The sequence below is a fragment of the Polaromonas sp. P1_H6 genome (assembly GCF_056405195.1).
The window spans coordinates 1-23,562 of the sequence record NZ_JBFUCN010000035.1; the positions used below are offsets into that span (position 1 = coordinate 1).

General features: G+C 66.8%; 23 protein-coding genes. 8 read left to right on the forward strand and 15 right to left on the reverse strand.

The genetic code is table 11. From position 1 onward, the window contains the following. Positions 1 to 268: 268 nt before the first annotated feature. The 4 genes from AC1D1F_RS22275 to AC1D1F_RS22290 are packed head-to-tail and all read right to left on the reverse strand — an operon-like array spanning position 269 to position 3,100. Positions 269 to 562, reverse strand: a complete 294-nt coding sequence (locus AC1D1F_RS22275) for a YciI family protein (RefSeq protein WP_477696859.1) — start codon at positions 560 to 562, stop codon at positions 269 to 271. Between the two features lie 38 nt (positions 563 to 600). After that, positions 601 to 1,707, reverse strand: a complete 1,107-nt coding sequence (locus tag AC1D1F_RS22280) for a lipocalin-like domain-containing protein (protein WP_477696860.1) — start codon at positions 1,705 to 1,707, stop codon at positions 601 to 603. A gap of 7 nt (positions 1,708 to 1,714) precedes the next feature. Further along, positions 1,715 to 2,797: a PLP-dependent cysteine synthase family protein gene (locus tag AC1D1F_RS22285; protein WP_477696861.1), complete on the reverse strand. Its 1,083-nt coding sequence runs from the start codon at positions 2,795 to 2,797 to the stop codon at positions 1,715 to 1,717. A gap of 42 nt (positions 2,798 to 2,839) precedes the next feature. Then, positions 2,840 to 3,100, reverse strand: coding sequence for a DUF1127 domain-containing protein (locus AC1D1F_RS22290; RefSeq protein WP_477678055.1), 261 nt, complete (start codon positions 3,098 to 3,100; stop codon positions 2,840 to 2,842). A 147-nt stretch (positions 3,101 to 3,247) separates the two neighbouring features. On the opposite strand from AC1D1F_RS22290, the gene AC1D1F_RS22295 reads away from it, so the two are divergent. Further along, a complete protein-coding gene (locus AC1D1F_RS22295; RefSeq protein ID WP_477696862.1) occupies positions 3,248 to 4,141 on the forward strand; it encodes a LysR family transcriptional regulator in 894 nt (297 codons plus the stop codon). A 4-nt stretch (positions 4,142 to 4,145) separates the two neighbouring features. On the opposite strand, the gene AC1D1F_RS22300 is transcribed toward AC1D1F_RS22295, so the two are convergent. Beyond that, on the reverse strand, positions 4,146 to 4,832 hold the full coding sequence (locus tag AC1D1F_RS22300; protein WP_477678057.1) for a glutathione S-transferase family protein: 687 nt from the start codon (positions 4,830 to 4,832) through the stop codon (positions 4,146 to 4,148). Between the two features lie 13 nt (positions 4,833 to 4,845). Then, positions 4,846 to 5,268, reverse strand: coding sequence for a DoxX family protein (locus AC1D1F_RS22305; RefSeq protein WP_477678058.1), 423 nt, complete (start codon positions 5,266 to 5,268; stop codon positions 4,846 to 4,848). Between the two features lie 80 nt (positions 5,269 to 5,348). Between AC1D1F_RS22305 and AC1D1F_RS22310 the strand changes: the two genes are divergently transcribed. Then, positions 5,349 to 6,260: a LysR family transcriptional regulator gene (locus tag AC1D1F_RS22310; protein WP_477696863.1), complete on the forward strand. Its 912-nt coding sequence runs from the start codon at positions 5,349 to 5,351 to the stop codon at positions 6,258 to 6,260. Between the two features lie 23 nt (positions 6,261 to 6,283). Here AC1D1F_RS22310 and AC1D1F_RS22315 read toward each other — a convergent pair whose 3' ends face one another. The 3 genes from AC1D1F_RS22315 to AC1D1F_RS22325 form a co-directional block, all read right to left on the reverse strand. Beyond that, positions 6,284 to 6,514, reverse strand: coding sequence for a hypothetical protein (locus AC1D1F_RS22315; RefSeq protein WP_477654260.1), 231 nt, complete (start codon positions 6,512 to 6,514; stop codon positions 6,284 to 6,286). A 187-nt stretch (positions 6,515 to 6,701) separates the two neighbouring features. Continuing rightward, positions 6,702 to 7,172, reverse strand: a complete 471-nt coding sequence (locus AC1D1F_RS22320) for a hypothetical protein (protein ID WP_477678060.1) — start codon at positions 7,170 to 7,172, stop codon at positions 6,702 to 6,704. Between the two features lie 164 nt (positions 7,173 to 7,336). After that, positions 7,337 to 9,889 carry an FtsX-like permease family protein gene (locus tag AC1D1F_RS22325; RefSeq protein WP_477696864.1) on the reverse strand — a complete coding sequence of 851 codons (2,553 nt, stop codon included), beginning with the start codon at positions 9,887 to 9,889 and terminating at the stop codon, positions 7,337 to 7,339. 147 nt (positions 9,890 to 10,036) lie between these two features. Here AC1D1F_RS22325 and AC1D1F_RS22330 point away from each other — a divergent pair, with 147 nt between their 5' ends. Then, positions 10,037 to 11,008, forward strand: coding sequence for a threo-3-hydroxy-L-aspartate ammonia-lyase (locus AC1D1F_RS22330; RefSeq protein ID WP_477678935.1), 972 nt, complete (start codon positions 10,037 to 10,039; stop codon positions 11,006 to 11,008). A 243-nt stretch (positions 11,009 to 11,251) separates the two neighbouring features. Then, on the forward strand, positions 11,252 to 11,815 hold the full coding sequence (locus AC1D1F_RS22335) for a hypothetical protein (protein WP_477700839.1): 564 nt from the start codon (positions 11,252 to 11,254) through the stop codon (positions 11,813 to 11,815). 38 nt (positions 11,816 to 11,853) lie between these two features. Here the strand turns inward: AC1D1F_RS22335 and AC1D1F_RS22340 are convergent, their stop codons facing one another. The 6 genes from AC1D1F_RS22340 to AC1D1F_RS22365 all read right to left on the reverse strand — a co-directional run bounded on the left by AC1D1F_RS22340 (position 11,854) and on the right by AC1D1F_RS22365 (position 18,493). After that, the gene (locus AC1D1F_RS22340) at positions 11,854 to 12,690 is read right to left on the reverse strand and encodes an ABC transporter permease (protein ID WP_477683767.1); all 837 of its coding nucleotides are present in this window, start codon (positions 12,688 to 12,690) and stop codon (positions 11,854 to 11,856) included. Continuing rightward, a complete protein-coding gene (locus tag AC1D1F_RS22345; RefSeq protein ID WP_477678995.1) occupies positions 12,690 to 13,586 on the reverse strand; it encodes an ABC transporter permease in 897 nt (298 codons plus the stop codon). Before AC1D1F_RS22345 ends, AC1D1F_RS22340 begins: the two co-directional genes overlap by 1 nt. Beyond that, complete coding sequence (locus AC1D1F_RS22350) at positions 13,583 to 14,668, reverse strand: ABC transporter ATP-binding protein (protein ID WP_477678996.1); 1,086 nt, start codon at positions 14,666 to 14,668, stop codon at positions 13,583 to 13,585. Before AC1D1F_RS22350 ends, AC1D1F_RS22345 begins: the two co-directional genes overlap by 4 nt. Before the next feature lie 81 nt (positions 14,669 to 14,749). After that, positions 14,750 to 15,805 carry an ABC transporter substrate-binding protein gene (locus AC1D1F_RS22355; protein ID WP_477700840.1) on the reverse strand — a complete coding sequence of 352 codons (1,056 nt, stop codon included), beginning with the start codon at positions 15,803 to 15,805 and terminating at the stop codon, positions 14,750 to 14,752. Between the two features lie 88 nt (positions 15,806 to 15,893). Then, positions 15,894 to 17,387 carry an aldehyde dehydrogenase family protein gene (locus AC1D1F_RS22360; protein ID WP_477675670.1) on the reverse strand — a complete coding sequence of 498 codons (1,494 nt, stop codon included), beginning with the start codon at positions 17,385 to 17,387 and terminating at the stop codon, positions 15,894 to 15,896. Positions 17,388 to 17,389: 2 nt separating this feature from the next. Further along, positions 17,390 to 18,493, reverse strand: coding sequence for a mandelate racemase/muconate lactonizing enzyme family protein (locus AC1D1F_RS22365; protein ID WP_477675669.1), 1,104 nt, complete (start codon positions 18,491 to 18,493; stop codon positions 17,390 to 17,392). A 122-nt stretch (positions 18,494 to 18,615) separates the two neighbouring features. Between AC1D1F_RS22365 and pdxR the strand changes: the two genes are divergently transcribed. The 4 genes from pdxR to AC1D1F_RS22385 all read left to right on the forward strand — a co-directional run bounded on the left by pdxR (position 18,616) and on the right by AC1D1F_RS22385 (position 23,562). After that, positions 18,616 to 20,145 carry a MocR-like pyridoxine biosynthesis transcription factor PdxR gene (gene pdxR, locus AC1D1F_RS22370; RefSeq protein ID WP_477675668.1) on the forward strand — a complete coding sequence of 510 codons (1,530 nt, stop codon included), beginning with the start codon at positions 18,616 to 18,618 and terminating at the stop codon, positions 20,143 to 20,145. A gap of 100 nt (positions 20,146 to 20,245) precedes the next feature. Then, positions 20,246 to 21,874 (forward strand): GMC family oxidoreductase, encoded by a 1,629-nt coding sequence (locus tag AC1D1F_RS22375; protein WP_477675667.1) that lies wholly within the window; start codon positions 20,246 to 20,248, stop codon positions 21,872 to 21,874. Between the two features lie 10 nt (positions 21,875 to 21,884). Then, complete coding sequence (locus tag AC1D1F_RS22380) at positions 21,885 to 23,174, forward strand: NAD(P)/FAD-dependent oxidoreductase (protein ID WP_477675666.1); 1,290 nt, start codon at positions 21,885 to 21,887, stop codon at positions 23,172 to 23,174. 25 nt (positions 23,175 to 23,199) lie between these two features. Beyond that, positions 23,200 to 23,562 carry a cupin domain-containing protein gene (locus AC1D1F_RS22385; protein ID WP_477675665.1) on the forward strand — a complete coding sequence of 121 codons (363 nt, stop codon included), beginning with the start codon at positions 23,200 to 23,202 and terminating at the stop codon, positions 23,560 to 23,562.

Below are 23,562 nucleotides of genomic sequence, written 5' to 3' on the forward strand. Positions count from 1 at the left end.
CCGTCCTGGCTGGGCCGAGGAGCGCAGACGTAGGCGGATCAGGGATCGCGCTTGTCTGAGCGAAGCGAGTTTGCGCGAGACCCCGCCGTAGTCGAGCACCGCAGGTTGCCCGAAGCGAAGCGTAGGGACCCAGACTGCGGGTCGCCTTTCTTTTGCTTACTTTTCTTTGGCGAAGCAAAGAAAAGTGAGTCGCCGCCGGGCGATCCCGGCCAGCAGGACTTAGCAGAGAACATCACAATCGATTAAGCAAAGCCCCCGGTGCAACCCGTCAAAGCACGACCTGCTTATCAGCCAACGCCTTGCCCCAAGTCAGCAACCGATAACCCCGATGCTCAGCCACAAAATAAGGATCGTTCTCCACAAGCTCCACGGCACGTTCCCGCGATTCCACCTCCAACACCCAAAGCCCGCCAACAAACCCCCCACCGGGCGCTTCACGCAAACCACCCGCGATAAGAATCTCGCCCTCATGCGCACGCAGATAAGCCAGATGCAGAGGCTCGCGCTCCCGGCGCACCGCGAGCATGGAAGGCTTGTCGTCAAAGATGGCTACCCAGCGCATGGACTTCTCCTGTTGAAATGTGAAGGTTGAAGAGGGGCTCACATCCGCAGCGGCTGCGCATACCCCGTCATCTCAAGATAACCCATCCCCACCACCTTGCCGTTGCTGTCGATCAACTCGCTTAACCCTTCCCAGTAGATCGCGCCGGTGGACTGGCGGCTGTCGAGTTCCTGGTTGTCGATGACGGCGCGCACGGTATAAAAATCGGCGGGAGTGCGCACTATCCACTCCACCGGGTAGCTGGTTTGCGTCAACGGGCTTTTCCAGTGGCGCACGGGCTTGAAGATCACTTCGCCGCGGCTGAAGGTGTAGAGCCCGCCCTTGGGAGAGCGGAAAGAGCCGCCGTCCCACAAGGTGCCGCCGTCCTTGCCGCGCAGCCGGAAGGCAGTCAGGGCGCTGCCGTCGGTGAGGTTCATGCCTATCCAGTCCCAGCCTGCCGCATCGGGGTGCAGGATTTCCTCGCTCCATTCGTGGTCCAGCCAGGCCTTGCCGTTCACGGCAAAATCCTGGCCCTTGAGCCGCAAGCTGCCGCGCGCCGTGAGCTGCGGCTGGCTGTAGTAGTAGCTGGCCTGCTTTTCTTCGGGACCCTTGCGCGACAGGCCCTGCTTGCCCTGCAGCAGCACTTCCTGCGTTTCTTCAAATGCGAGCTTGAGCCCGAAGTCGGTGGACGGCAGTTCTGCGAGGTATTTACCGCCCTCGGCTTTGAGCGACCAGTCGCGCAGCTTGAGGTCCATGTCGCCTTCGCTAGCTGCTGCCACGCCAAAACCATCGCGCGCGATGCGCTGGTCGTGCCAGAGTTTTTTGCCCTGCACGTCGGTGAGGGCCGCGTGGGCGAAGACCAGTTGTTTGGCGGCGAATTTCGAGGCCATGCCCTGGGTGGCATCCACGCGCGAGCGGAAGAAGGTGAGCTGGAAGCCGAACATGCGCTGGCCCGCTTCAACGCTGGCCTGGCCCGTGATGTACCACCACTCCGTGCGAAATGCGGGATGGGCGCCGCGGTCACGCGGGAACCCCAATGCTTTGGCGGGCAGAGCCTGCGCCGGGCCAGCGGCGGCGCCCCAGCCGGCCAGTGCGGCGCCGGCCAGCAGCATGCCCCGCCTGGGCAGCAGGAGGGGCAAGGCGCGTGTGGACGGTAGCGCAGGCATGGCTTGCTCAGGCAGCAGGCGCGGGCCGCATCAGCTCGGAGATGCGCGCCTGGGCAGCCGTGCAGTCGCCCATTTTCTCGGCCACCCATTGGTCGTTGTAGTAGGTCGGCAGGTAGCGCTCGCCGGAATCGCACAGCAGCGACAGGATAGAACCTTGCTCGCCGCGCGCCAACATCTCGTGCGCCAGCGCCAGCATGCCCACCAGGTTGGTGCCGGTCGACGGCCCGACCCGGCGGCCCAGCAATTGCGACAGCGCCTGCATGGCGGCCATGGAATCCACGTCGGCCACTTCCACCATGCGGTCTATCACCGTGCGGATAAAGCTGGCCTCCACGCGCGGCCGGCCTATGCCCTCGATACGCGAGCCCGCGCCGGTCAGGCTGGCATCGCCGCTGCGGTGGTAGGCGGTAAAGACCGACCCGACCGGATCGGCCACGCAGAGCCGGCTGTCGTGGCGCTGGTAGCGCACATAGCGGCCTATGGTGGCGCTGGTGCCGCCCGTGCCCGCGCCGACCACGATCCAGCGCGGCACGGGATGCCGCTCGCGCGCCATCTGGTTGAACATGCTTTCGGCGATGTTGTTGTTGCCGCGCCAGTCGGTGGCGCGTTCGGCATAGGTGAACTGGTCCATGTAATGGCCGCCGGTTTCCTGGGCCAGCTTGCGGGCTTCGTCGTAGACCTGCGCGGCGCTGTCCACCCAGTGGCAGCGCCCGCCGTAAAACTCGATCTGCGCGACTTTTTCGGGCGAGGTGCTGCGCGGCATCACTGCGATAAAGGGCAGGCCCAGCAACCGCGCGAAATAAGCCTCGCTGACCGCCGTGGAGCCGCTGGAGGCTTCGACGATGGTCGAGCCTTCATGGATCAGGCCGTTGCACAGCGCATACAGGAACAGCGAACGCGCCAGCCGGTGCTTGAGGCTGCCGGTGGGATGCGTCGATTCATCCTTGAGATAAAAGTCGATGCCGCGCGCGGCGAACTCCGGCAGCGGCAAAGGGATCAGGTGGGTGTCGGCGCTGCGCTGGTAGTCGGCCTCGATGCGGACGATGGCGGCGCTGAGCCAGGGGCTGCTGGAGGATTGAAGGGCGGTCATGGCCCCGATTCTCGCAGCAAGCGGGGCCCGGGTGGCCGGCCTTTAATACCGGCTGGATTGCCAGGACGAAGGCTCGCCGAACAGCGCCGGAATCTCGCTGCGGCCTATGCCCAGGTCGCTCAGCTCATGGGTGCTCATGGCCTGCAGTTCATCCCGTTGCAGGCGGGTGGGCGCCAATGTGCCGCCGCGCTTGAACCAGGCGCCACCGACCCTGCACAGCGCCGCCGCCTGGCCCGCGAGGCGGTGCAGGCCGGCGGTGAGGCTGAAGGCCGGTGTGACGGTGGGTATGGCGGCGGAAGGCATGGGGTGCTCCTGGTGGGGTGATGACGGTGTGAATGAAGCCAGGCGCCCATGGTGCAATTTATTCTGGTATTGTGGAAGTTGAGTTTTCTGATTAAAACTATCAGTATTCCTGATGAGATATGTTGCGAACGTTATGAAGCATCTTCCATGCGTGAATTGAACCTTGACCAGCTGCGCACCCTGGTGGCCATCACCGACCTCGGCACTTTCTCGGCCGCGGCGCAGGGCCTGCACCTGGCACAGCCCACCGTCAGCCTTCACGTGAGCGAACTCGAAAGCCGGCTCGGCACGCCGCTGGTGGTGCGCGGCGGCCGCAAGGTGGAGCCCACACCGGCGGGCGCGGTGCTGGTCGAGCGGGCGCGCCGCCTGCTGCGCGACGCCGACGATGCGGTCGATGCGGTCAAGCGCCACGTCGAAGGCCGCGCCGGCCGCGTGCGCCTGGGCAGCACGACCGGCGTGCTGGTGTATTTTTTGCCGCAGGTGCTCAAGGCCATGGAGTTGGCCCATCCCGACATCGATGTCGAGGTCAGCATCCTGGGCTCGGCCGACACCCTGGAGCGGTTGCTGCAGGGCACGCTGGACGTGGGCCTGGTCGCCACGCCGCCGCCCGCGCAGCGCGGCATGGTGATCACGCACTGGCGCAGCGACCCGATGATGGCTTTTGTGCCCAGGCGCTGGAAGGCGCCCAAACACGCCACGCCGGCCTGGCTGGCCGGCAAACCGTTGATCTTCAACGAGACGCCTACTCACATGTACCGCATGACCATGGCCTGGTTTGCCGATGCGGGCTTCACGCCGCGCGCGCGCATCGAGCTCAACTACTCCGAGGCCATCAAGAGCCTGGTTGCGGCCGGCTACGGCGCCGCCGTGCTGCCCCGGGAGGAGTCGCAGGAGGAGTCCCATGTGCGGCATGACGTGCAATTGCTGCCGCTCAAGCCGGCGCTGGTACGCCACACGGCCATGGTGCACCGGCCGCCGGAAGCGCTGGACGGCGCCACACGCAACCTGCTCAAGATCCTGGCGAATTTCCGCCAGGCCTAGTTTTTCAGAGCACCGTGACGGCGATGCCGTCCGTGCGCCGCGAGAGCTCAGAGCCGCGCCGTCGCAGAAAGCGCGTGAGCTCGGCCGCATAGTCGCCGCGCACGGCCTGCCGCACCGAAGGCCGCTGCGCCAGCGCGGCACGCCAGGCCAGCACTTTGGGCGCTGCGTCAAAAAATCCGCATTCACCGAGTGCTTCAAAGACATCGAAATAGCGAAACACCGGGCCGAAGACCGCGTCGACGAAGCTGAAGGCTTCGCCTGAAAAATACGGTCCCTGCGCCGGCAGCACGGCCTCCAGCTGCGCGAACTTGCCGGCCAGTTCTTCACGGCGGCTTTGCAGCGCAGCGGCATCGGGAGCGTTGTAAAAAGCGCCTATGGTGTTCAGCACGCTGGAACCGAACTCCATCCACGCCCGGTGCCGTGCACGCTGGAGGGCGTCGCCTGGATGCAGGCGCGGCAGCAGCGTGTCGTCCAGGTATTCGCAGATCACGGCCGACTCAAAAATCGCGTCATCGTCGACCAGCAGCACCGGTGTCTTGCCCAGCGGTGACACGGCCTTGAACCAGTCCGGTTTGTTGGCGAGGTCCACGTCGCGGCGCTCAAAGGCCACGCCTTTTTCTGCGAGGACGATGGCCGCGCGCTGGACGTAGGGGCATAAGCTGTGGCTGATGAGGGTCAGTGTCATGGTCATGCTCCCTGCGTGTTTAACGGAGCACCAGCCACTGGCTGCGGCGCGCGGCCCAGGCGCCGTCGCCGAGCAGCCACTGGGCCAGCGAGGCCACGAGCAGGAAGAGCGGGTATTCCCAGCCGCCCTTGGGGCTGGTGAACACCCAGCCGTTGGGCCAGTGCACCCAGACGACCACCGCCAGCACAGGCGCCAGCAGCAGCGAGGCCTGGCGGCCGTAAAAACCCAGCAGCAAGGCGGCGCCGCCGGCCAGCTCGGCCGCGACCACTACATAGGCCATGAAGCCGGGCAGGCCGACCGACTCGAAGAACTGCGCCGTGCCGGGCAGCGTGAAGACAAAAATTTTCAGCAGCGCGTGGGTAATCCACATGGTGCCCAGTGCAATGCGCAGCAGGGCGGCCCCGTGGCCGGCGGCGAGGTTTTGGGAGGCGGTGGTTGTCATGGTGGCAATGCCCGGTCAAGGGCTGGAGTTGAGGGAGTCGCCACTTTACGATTGCATAAAAGCAATGTAAATTGGCGATCATGAAAACGTCTATTGCAAAATCGCAATACGCGCTCAGCGCCTACGACCTGCAAACCCTGCTGGCGCTGGTGCGCGGCGCCACGCTGGCCGAAGCCGCGCGGCGGCTGGGCGCCGATGCTTCCACGGTGTTCCGCTCGGTGCAGCGCATCGAGAAAAGCCTGGGCCAGCGCCTGTTTGAACGCTCCCGCCTCGGCTACCTGCCGACCGAGCCCATGCTGGGCCTGGTGCAGCACGCCGAGCGCATAGAGGCCGAGCTGGAAGCCGCGCGCGCCAGCGCGCAGCGGCCGCATGAAGGCGTGGCCGGCCGGGTGCGCCTCACCACCACCGATGCCGTGCTGCGCGGCCTGGTGCTGCCCTCGCTCAAGCCGCTGCTGGCGCAGCACCCCTTGCTGCAACTGGACCTGCGAACCGGCAACGAACTGGCCAGCCTGAGCCGGCGCGATGCCGACCTGGCCTTGCGCGCCACGCGCAAGCCGCCCGACCATCTGGTGGGGCGCAAGTTGGGCACGGTGCGTTTTGTGCTGTGCGGCCTGAAAGCACAGGCCAGGGCCCTGTCATCGGCGAAGAAGCCGCCGGCGCCGGATGTGCTCGCCGGGTTTGACTGGATAGCGCCCGATGAGTCGCTGCCTGAACATCCCTCGGTGCTGTGGCGGCGCAAGCAGCTGCCCAAGCTCACGCCGCGCCATTACGCCGACGGCATCGTGGCGGTGATGGATGCGATCAAGGCGGGGCTGGGGGTGGGCATCGTGCCCGTGTTCATGCTGGCCGGCGAGCCGTTGCTGGTGCCGCTGGGCGAGACGCTGGAGGGCTGCGAGTCAGACCTGTGGCTGCTGGCGCACGCCGAATCGCGCCACCTGCGCCGCATTGCGGTGGTCTACGATCATTTCGCGGCCAGCGTGCGCCTGGCCTGACCTGTTCGGCAATTTCAAAAAACTCAAAACGAACGGCCCGCGCCGGACGTCCTGAAGACGACTTCGCCGCTGGGGATGTGGACCACGCGCACTTCCTGTCGGGTGGGGTCGGCGACGCTCTTGACGGCGACGGCGACCGCCAGGGAGTAGTCCGCAAAAACATGGTTGGAACTGCTGGGCGGCAACAGGCTGCCCTTGGCCGGGTCGACGTTTTCAATGCGGTAGTCATGTGGCGGTGCTTTGACGGATGCCATGGTGAAGACCTCTATGAAGTGATTTCGATTTCTTGGGTGGTGCCTCCATGGTAGGAGCGCAAAAGGGTGCTGTGATGACAATTGCGGGTCAAAAGCGTGACTTTGAGTAAGCAAAAGAAAGCGCCTTCACAGGAAGGCGCGGGCATTGGAAAAAACTAAAACTTTGGTTCTGACGGTCGTTTGGTGTTCAGTGCAAACCCTGGCTCGGGGCGCGCTCCGACAGTTCCAGCTTCTTCATTTCGACAGCCACCGACTTGAGCATCTCCAGCGCGGCCTCGGGCGTCTGCACGATGCCCAGCCAGCCGAAAAGGTGGTGGCGCAGGAACAGCAGGATCTTGCCGGTCAGCGGGTCGCAGGCGACCCAGTGGCGCGGCGTGTAGCAGGGCTCCAGCGCGCACAGCGGCGGGCAGTCCAGCGGGTAGGGCGGATCCAGTTCGGCGCGCAGGCCGGCCATGTCGGTGACCAGGTCTTCGAGTTCCTCGGCTTGCAGGGTCAGCGGCTGCTCGAGCGACAGCGTCACGCTGCCGTCCTCATTTCGGGTGGCCAGCAGGCCGTGGGCCAGCCGTGTGGCGGCGCGCGGAGGGGGCGGCAAGGGGCCGGCCACGCCGGGGCGGGCAGTGGCGTGGGGCGGGGAATTGACGGTTGTGGGGGTGGTCATCGCGTGCTCCCATGCGTGAAGGGATAAAAGAAGAGGCGAGCTCATGGGAGCCAGTGTGCGGCGCGGGGCGGCCGGGTGGCGTGGGAGACAGGCCTTGCCCGCTGTAGGACGGCGGGGGAGTGTGTACCCAGCCAGCCTCTAATGCGGGCACGCATAGGGTGCGGCTACCAGTCTTCCTTGACCGCCAGCACCGCATCCTTGCCGGCCGCGGCGCGCCCGGCCAGCCAGGCGGTCAGCGTACCGGCCACCACCACGGCCGCGCACAGCAGGCCCAGGCGCAGCCAGGGCAGCATCAGGTCCATGGTCCAGTGAAAGCTTTGCGGGTTCACCACGTAGACCAGCACGGTGGACACCGCCAGCCCCAGCGCCAGGCCGGCCAGCGCGCCTGTCAGCGTCCAGGCCGCGCCTTCGCCGGCCACCACGGCCAGGATCTGCCGCCGCGTCAGGCCCAGATGGGCCAGCAGGCCGAACTCCTTGCGGCGCGCCAGCACCTGCGCGCTGAAACTGGCCGCCACACCGAAGAGGCCGATGGCGATCGCCACACCTTGCAGCCAGTAGGTGACCGCAAAGCTGCGGTCGAAGATTTTCAGCGAGGTCGCGCGCAGTTCGCTGACCGAAGCCAGCTCCAGCATCGCGCCCGCGCCCGACTGCCGTTCGGCCAGCGCGCGCACCGACTGTTGCACCAGGGCGTCGGCCGCACTGCCGTCCAGCCACAGCGCCAGGTCGTTGGCGCGCCGGTCGCCGGTCAGGCGTTCGAAGTCCCGCCTGTCCATCGCGATCGCGCCGAACTGGCGCGCGTAGTCGCGCCAGACGCCCGCCACGTAAAACGGCGGTGCCGCCTCAGCCGTGCCGGCGCCGGCCTGCAATGACTGCGAGAGCGGCTGAAAGACGCCGCCTGGGCGCGCGCCATACAGGTCCACCATGGGCTCGCTCACGTAGATGCCGACATGCCCGGGTGGCACCGGCAGCAGCCGGCCCACAAGGGGTAGCGCGGTGGCCGGGTCGTCCAGCGGCCGCGCGACCAGCGTGACGGCCGGCCTGGCCGGGTCCAGCAGCAGCTGCACGGTGCGCGCCGCGCCCACACGCGCCACACCGGGCAGGCCGGCCAGCGCCTGCACGAACTCCGGCGAGAAATACGCGGTGTCGCTGGCCGAAGTGCCCAGCGCCGTGCGCACATAAAGATCGGCCGGCAGCACCACGTCCAGCCAGCGCGTGACCGATTCGCGAAAGCTCGCCACCATCACCGTCAGCGCCACCGCCAAACTTAACGACGCCACCACCCCGCTCACGGCCACGGCCGCGCTTTCGCGCACGCGGCGCGCGCGCTCCACCGCCAGCAGCGGCAGGAGGCGGTCGGTGACATGCGGGCTGAGCCTGTCGTAGAGCAGCGCGATCAACCAGGGCAGGGCCGTGATGCCGCCCACCAGCAGCAAGCCCACGGACACATAGGCCGCCAGCGGAATGCCGAACAGCGGCGGGACCAGCGCGAGCAGGCCGCCCGCCGCGACCAGGGCGATGCTGAGCCAGTGGCCCTTGCCGCCGCTGGCGGCGGCACCGAGGCCTTTCAGCGTTTGCGCGGGCGGAAGCTTTTGCGCGGCCCGCGCCGGCCACCAGCCGCCCACTGCCGCCGCCAGCACGCCCAGCGCGCCGTAGGTAAAAGCCGCCGCGCCGTTCCATTGCAGGCTGGGCGCGACGCCGGAAAAGTAGCCGCCGCCCAGGTCGCCGCCCAGCAGCCGCAGCGCCAGCGCGGCCAGCGCCGTGCCCAGCGCAATGCCCAGCACGCTGCCGGCCAGGCCCAGCAGCACGGACTCGGCCAGCACCAGTTGCAGGCGCTCGCGTCCCGTCAGCCCGAGTACCCCCAGCAAGGCGAACTGCTGCGCGCGCTTGGCCACGCTGAGCGACAGCACCGAGAAAACCAGGAAGGCGCCGGTGAACAGCGCTACCAATGCGAGTACCGTGAGGTTGACGCGGTAGGCGCGCGAGAGGTTGCTGACGCGCTCGGCCGCATTGCCCGGCGCGGTGGCGGTGATGCCGGGCGGCAGTTGCAGCGAGGCGATGAAACGCCTAGCTTCGGCGCCGGGCTTGAGCCGCAGGTCTATGCGCGAAAGCTGGCCGCCCCTGCCGAACAGGTCTTGCGCGGCGGCGATGTCCATCACGGCCAGCGGCCCGCCGCCCGCACCCACACTGCCGGCCACGGCCACCTCGCGCAGTTCGAGGCCGCTTTGCAGGCGCAGCGAAGGGCCACTGAACAATTGCCGCGCGGCCGGGTTCAGGAACACCTGGCCCGGTGCGAACAGTGCGAAGCGCCCCGCGTCGGTGGACGGCACCGGCATCAGGGCCGGCGCCATGGCGGCCACTGCCAGGGCATCCACGCCGATGATGCGCAGCGGCAGGCGTTCGGCTTTGCCGCCCGCGGATGTGGTGAGCGCATAGGTGCTGAGCTCCAGCACCGGGCTGGCCAGGGCCACCTGCGGGTCGGCGGCCACGCGGCGGTAGAGGTTCTCGTCAAAGCCGCCCTGCACGGCGCGCAGCTCCAGGTCGGGCTGGCCGTTGACGGCGCGCACCGCCTGGGAGAATTCGCTGAGCGCCGAGGCATTGATCAGCTGCACCGAAAACGCCAGCGCCACGCCCAGCATCACGGCCGCCACCGCGGCAGCGTTGCGCCAGGGGTGGTGTTGCAATTCCCGCCAGGAGAAACTAGAGAGCAGGGCGCGCATCGCCTCATTGTGCCTTCTGCGCCGCTGCTAAAGCGAATCAGGCATCTGTATCGGTACAGAAAGGGCTTGCCTGCTTCTGTCGGGAAAGTGCAGCCTTCGTTTAAGCTAAGCCCTTATTTTTGCTCCGCAATGAAAGCCTCCTTCGCCATGCAACTCCCCACCTACGAAGACGTGATTGCCGCCGCCGCGCGCATAGAAGGCCATGCGCACCGCACGCAGGTGCTGAAATCGGCCACCGCCGAGGCGCGCTGGGGCGCCGAATTTTTCTTCAAATGCGAAAACTTCCAGCGCATGGGCGCTTTCAAGTTTCGCGGCGCCTTCAACGCGCTGTCCAAGTTCGATGCCGCGCAGCGCAAGGCTGGCGCGATCGCCTTCTCATCGGGCAACCACGCGCAGGCGGTGGCGCTGTCGGCGCGCATGCTGGGCATGCCCGCGGTGATCGTGATGCCGCAGGACGCGCCCGCCGCCAAGCTTGCCGCCACGCGCGGCTATGGCGCCGAAGTGGTGCTCTACGACCGCTTCACCGAAGACCGCGAGGCCCTGACCAAGGGGTTGGCCGCCGAGCGCGGCATGACCTTGATCCCACCCTACGACCATCCCGACGTGATCGCGGGCCAGGGCACGGCCGCCAAGGAATTGTTCGAGGAGACTGGCGCGCTGGACAGCCTCTACATCTGCCTGGGGGGCGGCGGACTCACCGGCGGTTCGGCGCTGGCCGCGCGCGCATTGGCACCGAAGTGCAAGGTTTATGGCGTCGAGCCGGAAGCCGGCGACGACGGCCTGCAGTCGCTGCGCGCCGGCCGCATCGTGCGTATCGCCACACCCAAGACCATCGCCGACGGCGCGCAGACCCAGTACCTGGGCGACTACACCTTCGGCATCATCCGCCGCGACGTCGACGACATCCTTACCGTGAGCGACGCGCAGCTGGTGGAGGCCATGCGTTTTTTCGCCGAGCGCATGAAGATGGTGGTCGAGCCCACCGGCTGCCTGTCCTTTGCCGGCGCCTGCAAGGTGCTCGAAGCGAATCCGCCCGCGAAGGGAGAACGGATAGGCGTCATCGTGAGCGGCGGCAACGTCGACCTCGCGCGCTACGCGGAGCTGCTGGCGCCGCGCTGAACCGGTGCAAAGGCCGGGGCCGTGCCGGGCTTGTCCCGGCCGGCAAGCGTCTGCCTGATTTCTGGATCCGCACTTATCCGGGGCGCTGCCGCGGCGCGTGAGCGTACCTTGCGGCCCCCTTGCTGTGCGCGTTCGGAGTTGAATACGGCCGAGCTCGGGAAATCCAACAAACAATACCCGCGCCAAGACAATCTTGGTGGGGGGAGCGGGGGAATTCGAATACGGTTCAGGTTTTTTAAAACCATGTTCAGAACCGACTACCAAAATCCCTTGCGCCGCATCACCCGCGTCGAGTCCGACCGCGAGAGAAGCTGGCGAGTCTGTGTCCGGCGCTATGGGCGGACCGTGACCAGGGCATTCACCGACCTGTGCTACGGCGGCAAGCGCAAGTCGCTGGCCGCCGCCAAGATTTACCGGGATGCGCTGGAGGCTCACATCGCCTCATTTGACGCGGACCATCGCCAGTGGCGCCGTGCGCAAAAAACCAGGGGCAATTCATCGGGAACGGTGGGCGTGGCGCGCTACCTGGCCGCCTCCAAAAAACCGGGCGGCACGCCCGCGCCCTATTGGCAGGCTTTTTGGCTGGATGCGTGGGGCAAGCGCCGGCGTAAAAACTACCGGGTGGGAATCCATGGCGAGAGGAAGGCCAAGCGCCTCGCCCGGGAGGCTTATGCCCAGGGCCTGGCCGAAGCGCATGCCGCCCTCCAGCGCAATGCCTTGCTGGAACAGCAAACCCCCCGCCTCGGCAAAGAACACGAACCCCTGCTGTTTGCCGCCGCATTTGCCGCCGAGTCGCTGCGGCCTTGAAGTCCGGGCCGCGGTGATTCCGGATGCGGGCAGGGCGCTCAAGCCTTGCGATCGGCTTCCCTGGATTTCCCAATGAACTGCGTCACCGCCAGCATCAGCGAAGTGCTAGCCACGATCAGCGTGGAAATGGCCGCGATGGTCGGATCCACCTGGTCGCGCAAGGCGTTGAACATATTGCGTGTGAGTGTGGAGTTGTCGCCGCCGGAGACGAACAGCGAGACGATGATTTCATCAAACGACGTGAGGAAGGCCAGAACCGCGCCGGTGAAAATGGAAAAACGGATCTGCGGAAAAGTCACCAGCCGGAAGGCCTCGAGCCGCGAGGCGCCCAGGCTGCGCGCCACCATCTCCTGGTTGAGGTCAAAGGTTTTGAGGGCCGAGCTGACCACCATCATGACCACCGGGATGGCCAGCATGCTGTGGGCCAGCACCAGCCCCGTCAGCGTGTTGACGAGCTGCAGCTTGACGTAGGCGTAGAACACGCCGATGCCGATCAGGATGACGGGTACCACCATGGGCGTGAGCAGCAGCAGGGTCAACAGCCCGGCGTGGCGTAAGCGCGAGACCAGCAGGCCGTAGGCCGCCATGGTGCCCAGCGGCGTGGCGACCAGGGCCGTCAGCACGCCGGCTTTGAGCGAGGTGGCGGTGGCCTGCATCCAGGAGGCCGAGCTGAAGTAGCTTTGGTACCAGCGCAGCGACCATTGCCGGGGCGGAAACTCCAGGTACTGCGAGTTGGAAAAACTCATGGGGATGACCAGCAGCGTGGGCATGACCAGGAAGATCATGACCAGCGCCGCGATGACGTAAAGCCACAGCCGGCCGCCGCGGCTGATCTGGGTTTCGGTGACGGGCCGGCGCAGCCAATTGCTTTTCATCACGTCCCCCTGTCGCGCAAGGCGTCTTCGAGCTTGACCAGGCGCGAAGCCGCGAGGATGAGCAGCAGCGTCAGCACCAGGAGCACCACGCCCAGCGCGCTGGCGGCGCCCCAGTTGAAGAAGATCTCGATGTCGTTGGCTATGCGGCTGGACACCATGATGACCTTGCCACCGCCCAGCACCGCGGGCGTGATGTAAAAACCCAGGCAGAGGATGAAGACGATCAGCGAGCCGGTCACCAGGCCGGGCATGGACAGCGGGAAGAAGATCTGCCAGAAGGTCCGCGTCGGTGATGCGCCCAGGTTGGCCGCGGCCTTGAGGTAGTCGCGGTTGATGCCGCGCATGCAGGCATATAGGGGTAGAACGATGAAGGGCAGCATCACGTGCACCGTGCCGATCAGCGTGCCGGTCAGGTTGTGCACCAGTTCCAGCGGCTCGTTCCACAGGCCCAATTCCATCCCCCAGCCGTTGATGAGGCCGCGCCGCTGCAGCAGCACCAGCCATGCGTAAGTGCGCACCAGCAGCGAGGTCCATAGCGGCAACAGCACCGCGATCATGCAGAGATTGGCCGCGCGCTTGGGAAGTTCCGAGAGGAAATAGGCCAGCGGGTAAGCCAGCAGGATGCAGATGCCGGTGGTCAGGAAACTGACCTGGAAGGTGACCCAGAAGGTGCGCGCGTAGGAGGGTTGTTCCCACATGCGCCGGTAGTGCTCCAGGCTGAAAGTGCCGGCGTCGGACAGCACCGAAAGGTAAAACAGCCAACCCACGGGCAGCACCATGATCACGGTGACCAGCAGCACGGCGGGAGATACCAGCGACAGCAAGGCCATGCGCTCGCGGCGCCGGCTGCCCCTGAGCGCTTCGGCGTTCGGCGCCGGGTCCGGCGCGGTGTTCATGCTGCGCCTTCCCGCGGCAACAGCACGGTGTCGTCAACGGCAAGGCCCAGCGCGATCATGTCGCCGGCCCCGGGGCAGGCATGGCCGGCGTTGCTGCCCGAGGCGCCACGCACACTGACCACGCTGCCGTCGGCCAGGGCCGCCTGTACCAGCGAGCTGTCGCCCTGGTAGACGGTGGCCTGCACGCGGGCGTTGAGGATGTTCATGCCCGCGCCCATGCCGCCGGCCAGGATCTTCAGGCGCTCGGGCCTCAGCATCAGCAAACGCGGCCCGTCGCCGCCGGGGTGGGAAGCTACCGTGAGCGCCGCGCCGTTCAGCATCACCCTGCCTTCGCGCACGGCGACGGGTACAAAACTCGACTCGCCGATAAATTCCGCCACAAAGCGATTCGCCGGGCGCTCGTACAGTGCGCGCGGCGTGTCGAGCTGCACGATGCGGCCGCCGTTGATCACGGCGACCCGGTCGGACATGGTCAGGGCCTCTCGCTGGTCATGGGTGACGTATACGGTGGTCATGCCCAGCTTGTCGTGCAGCTGGCGCAGCTCGATCTGCATGTGTTCGCGCAGCTGTTTGTCCAGGGCCGACAGCGGCTCGTCCATCAGCATGATGCGCGGCTCGAACACCATGGCGCGCGCCAGGGCCACTCGCTGGCACTGCCCGCCCGAGAGCTGGTGCACACCGCGTTCGCCATAGCCGCCCAGGCGCACCATCTCCAGTGCATGCTCCACGCGGCGCGCCATCTCTTCGCGCTTGACGCCGCGCAGCCTGAGCGGAAAACCCACGTTGCCGGCCACCGTCATATGCGGGAACAGGGCGTAGTTCTGGAACACCATGCCCACGTCGCGCTTTTGCGGCGGCATGCAAATCACCTCGGTCTCGCCGAACCTGAGGCTGCCGCTGTCGGGCCGGGTGAAGCCGGCCAGCACCGTCAGCAGCGTTGTCTTGCCCGAGCCTGATGGGCCCAGCAGCGTGAGGAATTCGCCGCTGCGGATATCCAGGTCGACGTGGTCCAGGGCATAGGCGGAGCCATAACGCTTGGTCACTTGCCGGAGGGTGATGGGCAGCGACGACTTGTTGCTCATGAATCCGCCTTCTCTTTGTTCTGGTCTTCGTTTCGGTTGCTCACAGGTTCGCGCCGGCGCCGGCCGCCACGCCTTGCCTTTTTACTCGGTCAGCATGTTCTGGTACAGCTCGGAAGCCCTCGCTTCGTTTTTGGTATACCAGTTCAGGTCGATGACCAGTTGCTTTGCCGCATTGTCCGGGTAGGAGGGCAGGGTCCTGGCATAAGCCGCGGGGATGGCCGGGCCGTCGTAGGCTTTTTTGTTGGTCGGCCCGTAGGTGATGTATTTGGTGAATTCGGCCTGGTATTGCGGCTTGCTGATCTCATTGAGGAACTTCACGGCCAGGGCCTTGTTGGGCGCGCCCTTGGGAATGCCGAAGCAGTCGTAGTCGAGCAGGGCCTGGTTGAAGGTATAGGCCACCTTGGCGCCGTCCTTGGCGACCACGTCGAAGCGGCCGTTCCAGCCGGTGACCATGTCGACCTCGCCGTCCTTCATGAGCTGGGCGTGCTGTGCGCCGGACGACCACCACACGGCGATGCTGGGCTTGAGCTCCTTGATCTTCCTGATGGCGCGCTCGATGCCGCCAGGCGCCGACAGCACCTCATAGACCTTGTTGGGCGGCACGCCGTCGGCCATCAGCGCGGGCTCCAGCGCGCCGGCCACGCCCTTGCGGTAAGCGCGCTTGCCGGGGAATTTTTTGACGTCCCAGAAGTCGGCCCAGGTCTGCGGGCCTTTGTCGCCGTAGGTCTTGGTGTTCCAGGCCATCACGGTGGAGAACACGTCGCCGCCCACGCAGAATTCCTGCGTGAGGCCGGGCGCGAAGGAAGAAACGTCGATGGCCTTGTAGTCCAGCGCTTCGAGCAAGCCTTCGGAGCCGGCGCGCGCCGCGCTGCCCGAGCCGCTGGCCACGATGTCCCAGGTCACGGCACCGGCCTTGACCTTCAGGCGCAGGTCGGCGATGCCGGTGTAGGTTTCCTCCTTGATGGTGATGCCCAGCGCCTTGGCGGCGGGCTGGAACAGCGCCTTGCTCTGGCCTTCCTGGTAGGCCCCGCCGAAAGACACAATGGTCAGCTGCGCCGCGGCATTGCCGCACCACAAGGTGACTATGGCCATCATCACCCCGAGCATCGCAACGCGGTTGCGGACCGGTTTGTTCATCGACTTGTTCATCATTTCATTGACTCCTGTTGAACTGACATCCCATAACCACCCTGAAACCTTGATCGCTGCAAATGCTGCGACCGCCTCAAATACGTGCCGCCACGCTTTTGAGCTTGCTGTAGCTGCGCAGCGCCTCCAGGCCTTTTTCGCGGCCGAAGCCCGATCGCCTGTTGCCGCCGAAAGGAAGGGACACGCCGCCGGCGAAATATTCGTTGATGTAGACCTGGCCTGCGTCCACGCGCCGGGCGAGCCGGTGCGCGCTGGCGAAGTCGCGGGTGAAAATGCCGGCGACCAGGCCGAAGTCCGTTCCGTTGGCCAATGCCACGGCCTCGTCCAGGTCGTCAAACACCTGCACGCACAATACGGGCCCGAAAATCTCCTGCTGCACCGCCTCGTCGTCCGGTTTCAGCCCGTCCAGGATGGTGGGTTCGTAAAACCAGCCCCGGCCGGTCAGCGGGTCGGTGGTGCACCGGCCGCCACAACGCACCGCCACGCCGCGCGCCCAGGCGCGGTCCACGTAGCCGGCGATTTTGTCGAGGTGGGCCCGCGAGTTCACCGCGCCCATGCCGGCATCGCGCAGTCCGTGGCCCAGCGTCATGGCGCGCGCGCGCACGACCAGCCGGTCCACGAAATCGGCATGGATGCGGCGGTCTATCACCAGGCGCGAGCCGGCCGAGCAGATCTGCCCGGCGTTTTCAAAGATGCCGCCCAGCACGTTGTCCACGGCTTTTCCGATATCGCAGTCGGCCAACACCAGCACCGGCGACTTGCCGCCCAGTTCAAGCACCAGCCGGGTGACCTGGGGCGCGGCGCCCTGCATCACATCAATGCCGGTGGCCACCGAACCGGTGAAGCTGATGTGCTGCACACCCGGGTGCCGCACCAGCGCGGCGCCGGCCTGCGCGCCCGTGCCCGTCACCACATTGCACACGCCGGGCGGCAGGCCCGCTTCCATGCAGAGCTGGGCCAGCATCAACGCGGTCAGCGGTGTCTGCTCGGCCGGCTTGGCCACCACGGTGCAGCCGGCCGCCAGCGCCGGCGCGATGCCGCGCGCGGCCGAAGACAGCGGGTAGTTCCAGGGAATGATGTGGGCGGTGACGCCGACGGGTTCGTGCACGGTATAGGCAAGATAGTCTTCGCCCAGCGGAATGCTGTCGCCCTGGTGCTTGTCGCAGGCGCCCGCGTAGTACTCAAAGGTGGCCGCCGCGCCCGCAACGTCGCCGCGGGCCTCGGCCAGGCGCTTGCCGCTGTCCAGGGTTTCGGTGACGGCCAGGCGGTCGGCGTTGTCGCGTATCAGGCCCGCGACGCGGTGCAGCAGGCGGCCGCGCTGTGCCGGCGTGAGGGCAGCCCACGGGCCGGTGAGCGCCGCCCGCGCGGCGGCCACGGCCGCATCGACGTCGGCCGCGTCGCCGGCGGCGAAGCTCGCGAAGGCGGCACCCGTTCCCGGATCCAGCGTTTCCATGCGCCCGCCGTTCAGCGAGGGAACGAACACGCCGTTGATCAGGTGGCGGTCCGGCAGGCCGGCGATCGTGCCGCTTGCCTGCGCTTCATGCACCAATGCGTTCAAGGGGGTGGCCATGGTCAGGGGATCTCGCTCATCTGGTAGCTGGATTTCGCAAGCCATGCGGGGTTGATCTCGACCCCCCATCCCGGCGCGTCAGGCAGGGAAACCCGGCCGTCCCGCACGGTGTAGGGATGGTTCACGAACAAGCCCTCCTGCCAGGGATAGTAGTCCGGCCCTTCGATCGACAGTTCCAGGTACTTGCCGGCGTTCGGGATGGCGCACAGCAGGTGCATGGTGAACAGCGTCACCATCGAGAGGTTGGCGCTGTGCGGTGTGCAGGGCAGCCCCGCGGCTTCGGCCATGCGCGCCACGCGCAGCGTGCGGGCCAGGCCGCCCATGTAGCAGACGTCGGGCTGCACGATGTCGACGGTTTTTGAATCGATGATGTGTTTCCACAGCGGCATGTAGCAGTCCTGTTCGCCGCCGGTCACGTCGATGGACAGCGCTTCGCGCACCTCGCGCGTCTGCTCGAGTTCCCAATACGGGCAGGGCTCCTCGAAGTGGCTGATGCCGTGGTCTTCCAGCATGCGGCCCACCTCGATGGCGCGGCGCGGTGAATAGCAGCTGTTGGCGTCCACCAGCAGGGCCGGGCCCTGGCCCAGCGCGCCGCGCATGGCCGCGATGATCTCTTCGCTGCGGCCCGGCCACTCGTCCCTGTCGTGGCCGTATTCGGCGCCCACGCGGAACTTGAAGGCGTCGAAACCACATTTGTCGCGCAAGGCCAGCATGCGCCTGGCTTCATCCTGCGGCGTGATGTCGCGTTTCATCGACGAAGCATAGGCAGCCAGCGGTTTGGCCGTACCGCCTATCAGTTCGCAGACACGTTTTCCTTCGGCCTTGCCGCGCAGGTCCCACAGCGCGGTGTCCACGCCGCAAATGGCGCGGTACAGGTGCGAGCCGGGAAACTTGTGTTCAAGCTCGGCGATGGCGTCGACCAGGCCGTCGATGTCCAGCGCATCGCGGCCCAGCGACCAGGGCGCGACCTGGCGGTGCAGCACCTGCACGCTGAGGTCGGCGTGATAAGGCGAGACCTGGCCCCAGCCTTGCGCGCCGTTGTCGGCGGTGACGCGCACAAAGCCCACGAAGGGGTCGCAAAAGGTTTCGATTTTCCGGATGAGCATGAAGGAACCCGAGCCGACAGGAGTGTTGGATGGAGCCATCATCCCGCTCAAGTGGATTGCGGAAAAGGTCCATTTTGATTAATGCGTGATACCATTTTTTCAACAACACAAAATGGCAGGCCATGGTCAAACGTGCAGGCGGCTCCCTCTTGCTGTCGATCCGCATCGACCACAGCCACCATCACCCGGTGAGCACGCAACTGTGCATGGCCTTGCGCGAAATCATCCTTACGGGCGGATTCGCGCCAGGCGACCGCTTGCCGGCCAGCCGCACATTGGCGCTCGACCTCGGCGTGTCGCGCACCACGGTGGTCGAGGCCTTCAGCCGCCTCACGGCCGAAGGCCTGATCGATTCGCAGACCGGCTCCGGCACTTTTGTCAGCGCTGTTCTGGGCGCAGACCGTCCCATGCCCCCGAAAGCCAGGGCTGCTTCCCCGGAGCCCGCCGCGCCGCGCCTGTCGGCCGTCATGGAGGAAGCGATAGGCCGCTTCGTCGAACGGCGCCGGCTGCCGCACGCGCCGCGCGCCTTCACCACGGCGCTACCGGCTTTCGACGCATTCCCCATGGCCCAGTGGGCCAGGCTGTCGGCGAAATGGCTGCGCGGCAACCAGGATGAAGTCCTGGGCTACGGCGACCCGTATGGCGCGCCGCAGTTGCGCCGCGCGGTGGCCTCGCACCTGCGCGCCAACCGGGGCATCACCTGCGACCCGGAACAGGTCTTCATCCTGGGCGGCGCCCAGCAGGCCTTCCACCTGATAGGCGCCATGCTGCTGAACCCCGGCGACAAGGTCTGGTTTGAAAACCCCGGCGCCATAGGCGCGCGCAACAGCCTGGTCGCTTCGGGCGCCGACCTGGTTCCCGTGCCGGTCGACGGCAACGGCCTGCGCGTGGAAGAGGGCCTGCGCCTGGCGCCGCGCTTTCGCCTGGCTTTTGTCACGCCCTCGCACCAGCAGCCCCTGGGCTGCGTGATGAGCCTGGCGCGCCGCTTCGCGCTGCTACAGGCGGCCGAGCAGGCCGGCGCCTGGGTGATCGAAGACGACTACGACGGCGAGTTCTTTTTTGCCGGCCGTCCGCCGCCCACGCTCAAAAGCGTGGACACCACGGGGCGCGTGATTTACGTCGGCACCTTCAGCAAGTCGCTGTTCCCCGCGTTGCGGCTGGGCTACCTGCTTGCGCCGCCGGCGCTGGTGGGCACTTTCCGCGCCGTCATGAGCCGCTTCCTGGCGGGCGTTCCGTCTCACACGCAGGGCGTGACGGCGGAGTTCATCGACGAGGGGCACTTCGCCGTGCACGTGCGCCGCATGCGCCATACCTACTTCGAGCGGCACGAGGCGCTGGCCGCCGCGGCCGGCAAGCACCTCAAGGGCCTGCTGGACGTGGTGCCGGCCCACAGCGGCCTGCACACCGTGGGCTATCTCGCGCCGCGGCTGGCCGAGGCCGACGTGTCGCAGGAAGCCGACCGGCGCGGCATCACGGTATCGCCGCTGGGCCGTTTTGCCATCACGCCGCTCACGGCCAGCGGCCTGGTGCTGGGCTTCGGCAGCAGCCCGCCGCCGGTGATAGAGGCCGGTGTCAAGGTGCTGGCGGATGTGCTGGACAAACAGCTCAAGGCCAGGCCGCCGCACGCGGCGCGCAAGGCCCGTGCGGCCTGAGCCGCGCCTCCTTGTGTCATGCCCACGACCGGAAATGGTCTGGCATTTAGTCTAAAACGGACCTGTCCGGCAGGCCACCTGCCGTGAGATGCTCGACCCGGTGACAGAGTTTGATTTCATCATCGTCGGCGCCGGCTCGGCCGGTTGCGTGCTGGCCCATCGCCTCAGCGAATCCGGCGAGCACAGCGTGTTGCTGCTGGAGGCCGGCGGCAGCGACCAGCGCGTCTGGCTGCGCGTGCCCATAGGCTACGGCAAGTCTTTCTACAACCCGGCCGTGAACTGGATGTACCGCGGTGCGCCCGACCCCGGACTGGCCGGACGTGAGGCTTACTGGCCGCGCGGCAAGGTGCTGGGGGGCTCGAGCAGCATCAATGCGATGGTGTTCGTGCGCGGCCAGCCGGCCGACTTCGACGAATGGGCCGCGCTGGGCAACACCGGCTGGTCCTGGGACGAGGTGCTGCCCTGGTTCAGGAAACTCGAAGACAACGGGCAGGGCGCCGACGCCTGGCGCGGCGCCGGCGGGCCGATGCGCGTGAGCGACGTGAGCGGCCAGGTGCACCCGCTGTGCAAGGTGTATTTGCAGGCGGGCGGGCAGGTCGGGCTGCCCCACAACCCCGACTTCAACGGCGCCTCGCAAGAAGGCGTCGGCATCTACCAGATCACCACCCAGGGCGGGCTGCGCGCTTCAGCCAGCAGCGCCTACCTGCGTCCGGCGATGAAGCGCGCAAGGCTCAGCGTGCAGACCGGCGCGCATGCCACGCGCATCGTGTTCGACGGCCTGAGGGCCGGCGGTGTGGTGTACCGGCAGGGCGGACGGTCATTGTTCGCCCGGGCGCGGCGGGAGGTGATTCTGGCGGCCGGCGCCGTCAACTCGCCGCAATTGCTGCAGCTGTCGGGCGTCGGGCCCGCGTCGCAGCTCAGGGAATTGGGCATCCCGGTGGTGCATGATTCGCCGGCCGTGGGCCAGAACCTGCAAGACCACCTTTGCATAGACCATCTTTACCGTTCGAAGGTGCCGACGCTCAACAACCAGCTCGGCCCCTGGTACGGCAAGCTTTGGGCCGGGCTGCAGTATGCGGCGATTCGCCGCGGCCCGCTGTCGCTGAGCGTTAACCAGGGGGGCGGTTTTTTCCGTTCCCGGCCCGGCCTGGAGCGGCCGAATATGCAGCTGTATTTTTCGCCGCTGAGCTACCTCAAGGCAACGCCCGGCAAACGCGCGCTGATGGCGCCGGACCCTTACCCGGGGTTTCTGCTCGGCGCCCAGCCCTGCAAGCCCAGCAGCCGCGGCCGGCTGCGGCTGCGATCGGACGACCCGATGGCGGCGCCGCTGATAGAGCCCAACTCCCTGGCCACCGCGCACGATGCGCAGGAGATGATGGAGGCCACCCTGTTCCTGCGCCGGCTGGCCGCCACACCGGCTTTTAGCGCGATCATCGAACAGGAACTCGTGCCCGGCGCCTCCATCCGCTCGCAAGAGCAGTTGATGGACGACATCCGCCGGCGCGCCTCCACGGTGTTCCACCCGGTCAGCACTTGCCGCATGGGGCCGGACCCGGCGACGGCCGTGCTTAACCACCGCCTGCAGGTGCACGGCCTGGCGAGCCTGCGTGTGATCGACGCCTCGGCCTTTCCCTCGCTCACTTCCGGCAACACCAATGCGCCTACGCTGATGCTGGCGGAAAAGGGCGCGGACGAAGTGCTGCGCGCTGCGCGCCGTGGAAACCCTTAAAGGAAAGCCCGTGGATATTCTCGAACATTGCAAGCTGGCGCCGTATTGGTGGGATGAGGTGCCGCGCCCCGTGCTGGAGCCAGCGCCGCTGCCTCCCAGTGTCGACGTGGCGGTCATAGGCGCGGGCTACACCGGCCTGCACGCGGCGCTGCAAACCGCGCGCGGCGGCCGGTCCACCCTGGTACTGGACGCCGAGGATGCCGGCTGGGGTTGCAGCACGCGTAACGGCGGCCAGGTGTCCACCAGCATCAAGCCCAGCTTCGAGCAGCTGGCCGGCCGCCACGGCATCGGCAAAGCGTTCGAGATCCTGCGCGAGGGCCGGCGCTCACTGGCCTGGATCGGCGACTTCATCCGCGGCGAAGGCATTGAATGCAGCTACGGGCAGGTGGGGCGCTTCCATGCGGCGCACAACGCCGCGCAGTACGAGGCGCTGGCGGCCAGGCTGGCGCAGCAGCCCAAGGGCCTGGAGGTGGAGGCGCACATGGTGCCGCGCGCCGAGCAGCGCGGCGAACTCGGCACCGACGCCTACTGGGGCGGCGCGGTCTACGCGCAGCACTGTTCGGTGCACCCGGCGCGCTACCACCAGGGCCTGCTGGAGCGCGCGCTGGCGGCGGGCGTGCAGGTCGCGCCGCGCAGTCCCGTCACCGGCATCGAGAAGCAGGGCAGCCATTTCCTGGTGACGACGCCCAGGGGCACGGTGCGGGCACGCGACGTGGTGGTGGCCACCAACGGCTACACCGGCAAGGTGACGCCCTGGCTGCGCCGCCGGGTGATTCCCATCGGCAGCTACATGATCGCCACCGAGCCTTTGCCCGAGGGACTGATGGACCGGTTGATGCCGCGCAACCGCATCGTCAGCGACACCCGCAAGGTGGTGTACTACTACCGTGCCTCGCCGGACCGCAAACGTATCCTGTTCGGCGGCCGCGTGTCACACCAGGAAACCGATTGCCGCGTGAGCGGGCCGCTGTTGCATGCCGATATGGTGAAGATTTTTCCGGAACTGGCCGGCGTGCGCATCAGCCATTCGTGGTCCGGCTTGGTGGCCTACACCTTCGACGAACTCATGCATGTCGGCCTGCATGACGGGCTTTACTACGCCATGGGCTACTGCGGTGCCGGCGTGGGTACCTCCAGCTACTTCGGCATGCGCGTGGGCCAGCAGGTGCTGGGGCTCAGGGAAGGGCGCACGGCGCTGGATGGGCTGGCTTTCCAGACGCGGCCGTTTTATACCGGCAATCCCTGGTTCCTCGCGGCTTCAGTGCGCTACTACCGCTGGCGCGATGGCCGGGGCGTTTGATTTCGCAGTTCCTCGAAAGACTCTCATGAGTATCCGCAAACTCGACACGCCTTCGACCGTTGCCTCGGGCGCCTTGCAGGACTGGGGCACGGTGGGCATGCCGCTCAGCGAACCGGCCTGCACGCTGCGCGGTGAAAAAATGGTGCTGCCGCTCGACGGCCGGCCCGAGGTGGGTATCTGGGAATGCTCACCAGGCAGCTACCGCCGGCAGGTGCGGTCGGCCGAAACCATGCATGTGCTGAGCGGCAGCGCGGTGTTCACGCCGGACGGCGGCTTGCCCGTGCCGCTACGACAAGGGGATGTGTATTTCTTTCCAGCCGAAACGAACGGCGTCTGGGATATCCAGTCGACGATACGCAAGGTCTACGTGCTGTTCAACCCGCACTGA

What these genes read in the sequence shown, in the direction of transcription:
- AC1D1F_RS22290 (WP_477678055.1), bottom strand. Translation starts at nt 3,100, where the DNA reads ATGCCTTCCGCCGCCATACCCACCGTCACACCGGCCTTCAGCCTCACC.
- AC1D1F_RS22355 (WP_477700840.1), bottom strand. Translation starts at nt 15,805, where the DNA reads ATGAACAAACCGGTCCGCAACCGCGTTGCGATGCTCGGGGTGATGATG.
- AC1D1F_RS22330 (WP_477678935.1), top strand. Translation starts at nt 10,037, where the DNA reads ATGCAACTCCCCACCTACGAAGACGTGATTGCCGCCGCCGCGCGCATA.
- AC1D1F_RS22305 (WP_477678058.1), bottom strand. Translation starts at nt 5,268, where the DNA reads ATGACAACCACCGCCTCCCAAAACCTCGCCGCCGGCCACGGGGCCGCC.
- AC1D1F_RS22285 (WP_477696861.1), bottom strand. Translation starts at nt 2,797, where the DNA reads ATGACCGCCCTTCAATCCTCCAGCAGCCCCTGGCTCAGCGCCGCCATC.
- AC1D1F_RS22360 (WP_477675670.1), bottom strand. Translation starts at nt 17,387, where the DNA reads ATGGCCACCCCCTTGAACGCATTGGTGCATGAAGCGCAGGCAAGCGGC.
- pdxR (WP_477675668.1), top strand. Translation starts at nt 18,616, where the DNA reads ATGGTCAAACGTGCAGGCGGCTCCCTCTTGCTGTCGATCCGCATCGAC.
- AC1D1F_RS22310 (WP_477696863.1), top strand. Translation starts at nt 5,349, where the DNA reads ATGAAAACGTCTATTGCAAAATCGCAATACGCGCTCAGCGCCTACGAC.
- AC1D1F_RS22340 (WP_477683767.1), bottom strand. Translation starts at nt 12,690, where the DNA reads ATGAAAAGCAATTGGCTGCGCCGGCCCGTCACCGAAACCCAGATCAGC.
- AC1D1F_RS22325 (WP_477696864.1), bottom strand. Translation starts at nt 9,889, where the DNA reads ATGCGCGCCCTGCTCTCTAGTTTCTCCTGGCGGGAATTGCAACACCAC.
- AC1D1F_RS22345 (WP_477678995.1), bottom strand. Translation starts at nt 13,586, where the DNA reads ATGAACACCGCGCCGGACCCGGCGCCGAACGCCGAAGCGCTCAGGGGC.
- AC1D1F_RS22300 (WP_477678057.1), bottom strand. Translation starts at nt 4,832, where the DNA reads ATGACCATGACACTGACCCTCATCAGCCACAGCTTATGCCCCTACGTC.
- AC1D1F_RS22280 (WP_477696860.1), bottom strand. Translation starts at nt 1,707, where the DNA reads ATGCCTGCGCTACCGTCCACACGCGCCTTGCCCCTCCTGCTGCCCAGG.
- AC1D1F_RS22275 (WP_477696859.1), bottom strand. Translation starts at nt 562, where the DNA reads ATGCGCTGGGTAGCCATCTTTGACGACAAGCCTTCCATGCTCGCGGTG.
- AC1D1F_RS22365 (WP_477675669.1), bottom strand. Translation starts at nt 18,493, where the DNA reads ATGCTCATCCGGAAAATCGAAACCTTTTGCGACCCCTTCGTGGGCTTT.
- AC1D1F_RS22385 (WP_477675665.1), top strand. Translation starts at nt 23,200, where the DNA reads ATGAGTATCCGCAAACTCGACACGCCTTCGACCGTTGCCTCGGGCGCC.
- AC1D1F_RS22295 (WP_477696862.1), top strand. Translation starts at nt 3,248, where the DNA reads ATGCGTGAATTGAACCTTGACCAGCTGCGCACCCTGGTGGCCATCACC.
- AC1D1F_RS22350 (WP_477678996.1), bottom strand. Translation starts at nt 14,668, where the DNA reads ATGAGCAACAAGTCGTCGCTGCCCATCACCCTCCGGCAAGTGACCAAG.
- AC1D1F_RS22320 (WP_477678060.1), bottom strand. Translation starts at nt 7,172, where the DNA reads ATGACCACCCCCACAACCGTCAATTCCCCGCCCCACGCCACTGCCCGC.
- AC1D1F_RS22335 (WP_477700839.1), top strand. Translation starts at nt 11,252, where the DNA reads ATGTTCAGAACCGACTACCAAAATCCCTTGCGCCGCATCACCCGCGTC.
- AC1D1F_RS22315 (WP_477654260.1), bottom strand. Translation starts at nt 6,514, where the DNA reads ATGGCATCCGTCAAAGCACCGCCACATGACTACCGCATTGAAAACGTC.